At 31.1% G+C, this 296-nt stretch carries 1 pseudogene; it reads right to left on the reverse strand.

Annotation, left to right across the window (positions count from 1 at the left end):
* Nucleotides 1-106: pseudogene (locus C1G53_RS12090) on the reverse strand (redox-sensing transcriptional repressor Rex); the annotation flags it as partial.
* Nucleotides 107-296: the final 190 nt, after the last annotated feature.

A 296-nucleotide genomic window follows, 5' to 3' on the forward strand; every position in this document is an offset into this window, starting at 1 on the left:
TAGCTTTTTCAATATTTCCTGCATAGAAACGTTTAAAAATGCGATAGTAGAGGGATAGACGTTTGGCAGTAGCGCGTGGAATATCAGATTTTTTATCGTTTTTCACTTTAGACTCCTTTATTTCGATAGAATACGCTTTATCGATTATTTATATATTAAACAGTTCTTTATTCTATTCTAGTCCAAGTTTGTGAAAAAATCAACAGATTGATTTTAAAAAAAGATTAAACAGGAAACTGTCTAATCTAGTGTTTGTAAATAGCGATAGAGATCTCCGATTGTCCCTTTGTAATCCA

The organism is Streptococcus suis (genome assembly GCF_002960445.1).
In the GTDB taxonomy this organism is placed as follows: Bacteria; Bacillota; Bacilli; order Lactobacillales; family Streptococcaceae; genus Streptococcus; species Streptococcus hyiners.